6 protein-coding genes and 1 pseudogene are annotated in these 6,886 nt (G+C 69.9%); all 7 read left to right on the top strand.

What is annotated here, in order from left to right:
* Nucleotides 1-599, top strand: a pseudogene (locus tag G3N64_RS37670) (serine/threonine protein kinase); the annotation flags it as partial.
* Complete coding sequence (tssA, locus tag G3N64_RS37665) at nt 586-1,683, top strand: type VI secretion system protein TssA (protein ID WP_241021420.1); 1,098 nt, start codon at nt 586-588, stop codon at nt 1,681-1,683. The pseudogene G3N64_RS37670 and the gene tssA, both read left to right, overlap by 14 nt.
* A 73-nt stretch (nt 1,684-1,756) precedes the next feature.
* Nucleotides 1,757-2,311: a type VI secretion system contractile sheath small subunit gene (tssB, locus tag G3N64_RS37660; protein WP_205788669.1), complete on the top strand. Its 555-nt coding sequence runs from the start codon at nt 1,757-1,759 to the stop codon at nt 2,309-2,311.
* Nucleotides 2,304-3,812: a type VI secretion system contractile sheath large subunit gene (gene tssC, locus G3N64_RS37655; protein ID WP_205788668.1), complete on the top strand. Its 1,509-nt coding sequence runs from the start codon at nt 2,304-2,306 to the stop codon at nt 3,810-3,812. The genes tssB and tssC overlap by 8 nt, the downstream gene beginning before the upstream one ends.
* A gap of 71 nt (nt 3,813-3,883) precedes the next feature.
* Nucleotides 3,884-4,375, top strand: coding sequence for a type VI secretion system tube protein Hcp (locus G3N64_RS37650; protein WP_027791618.1), 492 nt, complete (start codon nt 3,884-3,886; stop codon nt 4,373-4,375).
* 16 nt (nt 4,376-4,391) lie between these two features.
* Nucleotides 4,392-4,940, top strand: coding sequence for a type VI secretion system baseplate subunit TssE (tssE, locus tag G3N64_RS37645; RefSeq protein WP_205788667.1), 549 nt, complete (start codon nt 4,392-4,394; stop codon nt 4,938-4,940).
* Nucleotides 4,941-4,944: 4 nt separating this feature from the next.
* Nucleotides 4,945-6,816 carry a type VI secretion system baseplate subunit TssF gene (gene tssF / locus G3N64_RS37640; protein ID WP_205788666.1) on the top strand — a complete coding sequence of 624 codons (1,872 nt, stop codon included), beginning with the start codon at nt 4,945-4,947 and terminating at the stop codon, nt 6,814-6,816.
* The last annotated feature ends 70 nt before the right edge of the window (nt 6,817-6,886 follow it).

The raw sequence follows: 6,886 nt of genomic DNA, 5'->3' as shown, positions 1-6,886 counted from the left end.
CCACGCTGGCCCAGCAGGGGCCGACACCGACGGTCGTGCCGCTGTCCAGCCTGCCGGCCGGATCGTCCGCGCAGGTTCCGCCACCACCCGTCGCCGCCGGGCCGGCCAGCTCGCCTGCCGTTGAAGCCGCCACGCCCGCACCGCAGGTTGCGACCACCGTGACGAGCCCGGCTCCGGCTCCATCGCCGGCCGGTTCCGGCTCGACCATCGCGCCCGCCGGCAGCCTCGACGCGTCGGAGCGCGTCGTCAACGTGCCGCCGTCGGAAGCTGCCGCACCGCCAGTGACGTCACCGTCCGCGTCGCCGAAACCGCCGGACAGCCAGACGGCGATCGCCGCCGTGAACGTGCTGCCTGCCGAGCAGCAACCGCGTCCGCAGAAGGCACAGGAAACCGTGCAGGTGCGTTTCAACGTGCGGCCGTGGGGCGACATCTACGTGAACGGCGCGCGGCGCGGCGCGAGCCCGCCGCTGCGTTCGGTATCGCTGACGCCGGGCGTCTACGTGATCGAGATCCGCAACGGCTCGCTGCCGCCGTTGCACCGCACCGTGGCGATCGACTTCGGCAGCAAACCGGTCAACATCGACTATGTATTCGAATGACGTCAGCCAGGCGGCGCTGGCCGCCGTCGCATTTTCCGCGGTGCCGCCCGGCGTGCCGGCGACCCCGCGCGCCGACCTGATCGGCTCGTTGCTCGCGGATGTCGCGCCCGACGCCCCATGCGGCGCGAACCTCGAATACGACGCGGCGTTCCTGCAACTGCAGGAGCGCGCGACGCCGCGTGCCGAGCAGCAATACGGCGACACCGTGATCCCCGCCGAAGCGCCCGACTGGCGCGCGGTCGAGCGGCTCGCGATTGCGCTGTCCGCGCGCACGAAGGATCTGCGCGTCATTGCCTGTCTCGCGCGAAGCTGGACCGAGCAGCACGGCATTCCCGGCTATGCGGACGCGCTCGCGCTCGTCGCCAACCTGCTCGAGCGCCACTGGGACGACCTGCATCCACGGCTCGACGCGGACGGCGAACCGGACCCGACGCCGCGGATGAACGCACTCGCCGAGGTAGCCGGCGCGCACGACTGCGCACGCGCGGCGCGCCGCCAGCCGCTGTTCGACGGCGGGCCGAGCGTGCGCGACGCCGAACGGCTGCTGGACGGCCGCGACGACACCGGCAGCCCCTTGGCCGGCAGCCGCGAAAGCCTGCTGGCCGCACTGTCGGCCGTGCGCAGCGACGGCACGACGCCGCTCGACGCGGCGCGCGCGGCACTGCACGCGCTGGAGGCGATCCGTGTGCGTGTGGCGGACAGGCTGGGCCGTGAATGGGCGCCCGACGAAGGCGATGCGGAGAAGGCGCTGCAGCGGATCGTGCGCGAAGTGCCGCTGCCCGCGCCGCAGCCGGTCTCACCCGACATGCAGCAGGCCGCGCCCGGCACGGCGCCCACCGCCCCGGCGGCGATACCGAACGCCCATGCCTGGCGCGATGCCGAGGTCACGAGCCGCGACGATGTGCGCATCGGTCTCGACAAGATGTGCCGCTATTTCGAGCAGCACGAGCCGAGCCATCCGGCGCCGCTGCTGCTGCGACGCGCCCAGCGGCTGCTCGCGCTCGACTTCTACGAAATCATCCGCGATCTCGCGCCGGAGAGTCTGCCGAAGCTGGACCTGCTGAGCGGCGAACGGAGCGAGTGAAACGAACGAAAGGTGCCGCCAGGCGGGCGGCGACGACGAACTGCGCAACCTGATCGATGTGAAGGAGTGGACGATGACGGACAGAACCAAGGCGGCGAGCAGCGGACAGAAGTTCATCGCGCGCAATCGGGCACCGCGCGTGCAGATCGAGTACGACGTCGAGACCTACGGCGCCGAACGCAAGGTGCAGTTGCCGTTCGTGATGGGCGTGATCTCGGACCTGGCGGGCAAGCGAGCCGAGCCGCTGCCGGACCTGCCGGAGCGCAAGTTCCTCGAGATCGACGTCGACAACTTCGACGAGCGGATGAAGTCGGTCGCACCGCGCGTCGCGTTCCAGGTGCCGAACACGCTGACGGGCGAAGGGATGCTCCACGTCGACATGACGTTCGAGCAGATCGACGATTTTTCGCCGGCCGCGATCGCGCGCAACGTCGACGCGCTGCGCCGGCTGCTGGAGGCGCGCACCGAGCTGTCGAACCTGCTGTCGTACATGGACGGCAAGCACGGCGCCGAACAGCTGATCGAGCGCGCAATCAACGATCCCGACTTGCTGAAGACGCTCGTGCGCCATCCGCACGAGCCCGCGCAGGGCGGCGACGCGACCCAACCGGAGGCCCGCGATGAATGATCCCGTCCAGTCCCGCGTCGACGCGCGCGAGGCCGCGCAACCGGCCGTCGCGCACGACGAATTCGCCGCGCTGCTGCAGAAGGAGTTCAAGCCGAAGACGGCCGAGGCGCGCGAGTCGGTCGAGCGCGCGGTGCGCACGCTCGCGCAGCAGGCGCTCGAGCATACCGTCGGCATGACGACCGATGCGTACGGCAGCGTGAAGCAGATCATCGCGGAAATCGACCGCAAGCTGTCCGAGCAGATCAACCAGATCCTGCATCACAACGAGTTCCAGACGCTCGAAGGCGCGTGGCGCGGGCTGCATTACCTCGTCACGCACACCGAGACCGACGAGCTGCTGAAGATCAAGGCGCTGCCGGCGTCGCGCAACGAGGTCGCGCGGATGCTGAAGCGCTACAAGGGCGTCGCGTGGGACCAGAGCCCGCTGTTCCGCAAGATCTACGAAGAGGAATACGGGCAGTTCGGCGGCGAGCCGTTCGGCTGCCTGGTCGGCGATTTCCATTTCAACCACAGCCCGCCCGACGTCGAGATGCTCGGCGAGCTGTCGAAGATCGCGGCGGCCGCGCACGCGCCGTTCATCGCCGGCGCGTCGCCGGAGCTGATGCAGATGGATTCGTGGCAGGAGCTGTCGAACCCGCGCGACCTGACGAAGATCTTCCAGAACACCGAATACGCGGCGTGGCGCAGCCTGCGGCAATCCGAGGATTCGCGCTACATCGGCCTCGCGATGCCGCGCTTTCTCGCGCGGCTGCCGTACGGTGCGCGCACCAACCCGGTCGACGCATTCGACTTCGAGGAAGACACCGACGCCGCGAACCACGACCGCTACACGTGGGCGAACTCGGCGTACGCGATGGCTGCGAACATCAACCGCTCGTTCAAGCAGTACGGCTGGTGCTCGTCGATCCGCGGCGTCGAATCGGGCGGGGCGGTCGAAGGGCTGCCGAGCCACACGTTCCCGACCGACGACGGCGGCGTCGACCAGAAATGCCCGACCGAGATCGCGATCAGCGACCGCCGCGAGGCCGAGCTGGCGAAGAACGGCTTCATGCCGTTCGTGCACCGGAAGAACTCGGATTTCGCGGCGTTCATCGGCGCGCAGTCGCTGTACCAGCCGGCCGAGTACCACGATCCCGACGCGACCGCGAACGCGCGGCTGTCCGGCCGCCTGCCGTACCTGTTCGCGTGCTGCCGCTTCGCGCATTACCTGAAGTGCATCGTGCGCGACAAGATCGGCTCGTTCCGCGAACGCGACGACATGGAGCGCTGGCTGAACGACTGGATCATGAACTACGTCGACGGCGACCCCATCAATTCGTCGCAGGAAACCAAGGCGCGCAAGCCGCTCGCGGCCGCGCAGGTGGTCGTCGACGAGGTCGAGGACAACCCCGGCTACTACACGTCGAAATTCTTCCTGCGGCCGCACTACCAGCTCGAAGGGCTCACCGTGTCGCTGCGGCTCATCTCGCGGCTGCCGGCCGCGAAGGCGGCCAACGAGTGAGCGGCGGAGCAGGCAACGATCGGCATTCAACGCGGCATTCATCCTGACATCGCACCGAAACGGAGACGGCAATGGGCGTGGCAATGTTTATGAAGGTGGACGGCGTGACCGGCGAATCGGCGGACGCGCAGCACAAGGGCTGGACCGACATCCAGTCGTTCACGTGGGGCGCGAGCCAGCCGGGCGCGATGGCGAGCGGCAGCGGCGGCAACGCGGGCAAGGCGAGCTTCAACGATCTCGTCGTCGCCGCGTACATGGACAAGGGCGCGCCCGCGATCATCAAGAACTGCGCGAACGGCAAGCATCTGTCGTCGGTCGAGATCTCCGCGTGCAAGACGGGTGGCACGCAGGTCGAGTTCATGCGCGTGACGCTGCAGGAGGTGCTCGTCACGTCCGCGCAGGTCGCGGGCATCGATCCCGGCGACGTCGCCGACCGGCTGATGATGCACTACGGCTTCCAGGCCGCGAAGGTGAAGAAGCAGTACTGGCAGCAGAACGACAACGGCGGCAAGGGCGCGGAGGTGACCGTCGGCTGGAACATCAAGGAAAACACCGAGATGTGACGGCGCGGAGATGACGATGGACGACCCGCGAACCCGCGACGGCCGGGAAGGCAGCCTGCGCGACCGGCTCCAGCCCGCGCTGCTCGACCGGCTCACCGACGATACGCCGCAGCGCGCGACCGAAGCGCCCGGCGCGCAGTGGATCGGCACCGAACGCCTGCGCGCGGCCGTGCTGCGCGATCTCGCGTGGCTGCTCAACACGCGCAACGCCGAGGACGGCTTCGTCGACTGGCAGGCGTTCGCGCACGCGCAGGCGTCGGTGCTCAACTACGGGATGCGGCCGCTCGTCGGCAAGCCGATGTCGGGTGTCGAGCGGATGTCGGTCGAGGCGTCGATCCGCGACGCGATCGTCCGCTTCGAGCCGCGCATCGCGCCCGACAGCGTCGAAGTCCGCAGCGTGACCGACGCGCCGGGCGGCCGGGCCGGCGAGCGGCGCCACAACGTGCTGCTGTTCGAGATTCGCGGCACGCTGTGGTCGATCCCGCATCCGCTCGAATTCGTGCTGCGCTCCGGCCTCGATCTCGAGACGGGCGCGATGTCGCTGCAATCCGCGGCGGGGGCCTGACGCGATGGATACGCGCCTGCTCGACTACTACAACCGCGAACTCGCGTACCTGCGCGAGCTCGGCGGCGAATTCGCGCAGCAGTTCCCGAAGGTTGCCGCGCGGCTGCGGCTCAATGAATCGGGGCCGCCCGATCCGTACGTCGAGCGGCTGCTCGAAGGCTTCAGCTTCCTCACCGCGCGCGTGCAGCTGAAGATGGACGCCGAGTTTCCGCGCTTCACCCAGGCGCTGCTCGATGCCGTGTATCCCGGCTATGTCGCGCCGCTGCCGTCGATGGCGATCGTGCGGTTCGCGCCGCTGCTGAACGAAGGCAGCCTCGCGCAAGGCTGGCGGCTGCCGGCCGGCACCGCGCTGCGCGCGCGTCCGGCCGCGTCCGAGCAGACCGCATGCGAATTCCGCACCGCGCACGACCTGACGCTGTGGCCGCTCGAACTGACCGATGCGACCGTCACCGGCGCGCCGTCGTGGCTGCCGCGCGGCGCCGTCGCCGCCAGGCAGGACGTGCGCGGCGCGCTGCGCATCCGGCTGAAGGCGCGCGGCGGCGCCCAACTCTCGCAGTTGCCGCTCGACCGGCTGACGTTCCATCTCGCGGGCCCCGAACGCGACGCGCTGCACCTGCTCGAACTGATCGCCGCGCATGCGCTCGGCGTCGTCTGCCACGATCCGGCGCAGCCGCCGCGCTGGCTGCATCCGCTCGACGCCGACGAAATCGTCCACGAGGGCTTCGATCCCGCACAGGCGATCCTGCCCGACGACGGCCGCAGCTTCCACGGCTACCGGCTGCTGCGCGAGTATTTCGCGTTTCCGGCGCGCTTCCTGTTCTTCAGCATCGGCGGGCTGCGTGCCGCGCTCGCGCGCGCGACCGGCGACGCGTTCGAGCTGACCGTGCTGTTCGACCGCCACGATGCGGCGCTCGAAGCGGCCGTCAGCACGAAACACCTCGCGCTGAACTGCACGCCGGCCGTGAACCTGTTCGCGCGCCGCGCCGATCGCATTCCGCTGCAGCCGGGCGCGCGTGAGCACCATGTCGTCGTCGATCGCAGCCGGCCGCTCGACTACGAGGTCTATGCGGTGCAACGGCTCGCGAGCGAGCAGCGCGAGGACGGCCAGTCGCGCGAATTCCGGCCGTTTCATGCATCGTTCGCGAGCGACGACGGCAACCACGGCGCGTACTACACGGTGCGGCGCGAACCGCGGCTCGTCTCCGCACAGGCGCGCGCGAACGGCACGCGCACCGGCTACGTCGGCAGCGAGACCTACGTGTCGCTCGTCGACAGCCAGTGCGCGCCGTACGACGAGACGATGCGCTACCTGGCGGCCGACACGCTGTGCACGAACCGCGATCTCGTGCTGCTGCAGCCGCCCGGCGACGCGAATACGTTCACGCTGCGCGTGTCGGCCCCGGTCGAAAGCATCGTCGCGATCCGCGGCCCGTCGCGGCCGCGCCCGCCGATCGCCGACGCACAAACCGCGTGGCGGCTGATCCGCCATCTCGGGCTCGCGCGGCACACGCTGACCGATCTCGACGACGACGAGGGCGCGCATGCGCTGCGCGAACTGCTCGGCCTGCATGCCGACCCGGCCGATGCCGCGATGCGCCGGCAGATCGACGGCGTGCTGCGCGTGGCGTTCTCCCCGGTGTTCCGCCGGCTGCCGGCGTCCGGCCCGCTGATGTTCGGACGCGGCGTGCAGGTCGACGTGACCGTCGACGACCATGCGTTCTCCGGCGACAGTCCGTTCCTGCTCGGCGCGGTGCTCGAACAGTTCTTCGCGCGGCATGTCTCGATCAACGCGTTCGCCGAATGCGTGCTGACGAGCGCGCAGCGCGGCACGCTCGCACACTGGCCGGCGCGCATCGGCAGGCGGCCCGCGATATGAAGCGCGATGGGTCACCGGGTGCCGCCCCGGCCGCCGACGCCGCACGCCGCGCCGCGTGGTGGGCCCGCCG

The sequence above is a fragment of the Burkholderia sp. Ac-20344 genome, from assembly GCF_017104975.1.
Lineage (GTDB): Bacteria > Pseudomonadota > Gammaproteobacteria > Burkholderiales > Burkholderiaceae > Burkholderia.
This window is presented reverse-complemented; position numbering and strand designations above follow the sequence as displayed.

What these genes read in the sequence shown, in the direction of transcription:
- tssE (WP_205788667.1), top strand. Translation starts at nt 4,392, where the DNA reads ATGGACGACCCGCGAACCCGCGACGGCCGGGAAGGCAGCCTGCGCGAC.
- tssF (WP_205788666.1), top strand. Translation starts at nt 4,945, where the DNA reads ATGGATACGCGCCTGCTCGACTACTACAACCGCGAACTCGCGTACCTG.
- G3N64_RS37650 (WP_027791618.1), top strand. Translation starts at nt 3,884, where the DNA reads ATGGGCGTGGCAATGTTTATGAAGGTGGACGGCGTGACCGGCGAATCG.
- tssC (WP_205788668.1), top strand. Translation starts at nt 2,304, where the DNA reads ATGAATGATCCCGTCCAGTCCCGCGTCGACGCGCGCGAGGCCGCGCAA.
- tssB (WP_205788669.1), top strand. Translation starts at nt 1,757, where the DNA reads ATGACGGACAGAACCAAGGCGGCGAGCAGCGGACAGAAGTTCATCGCG.
- tssA (WP_241021420.1), top strand. Translation starts at nt 586, where the DNA reads ATGTATTCGAATGACGTCAGCCAGGCGGCGCTGGCCGCCGTCGCATTT.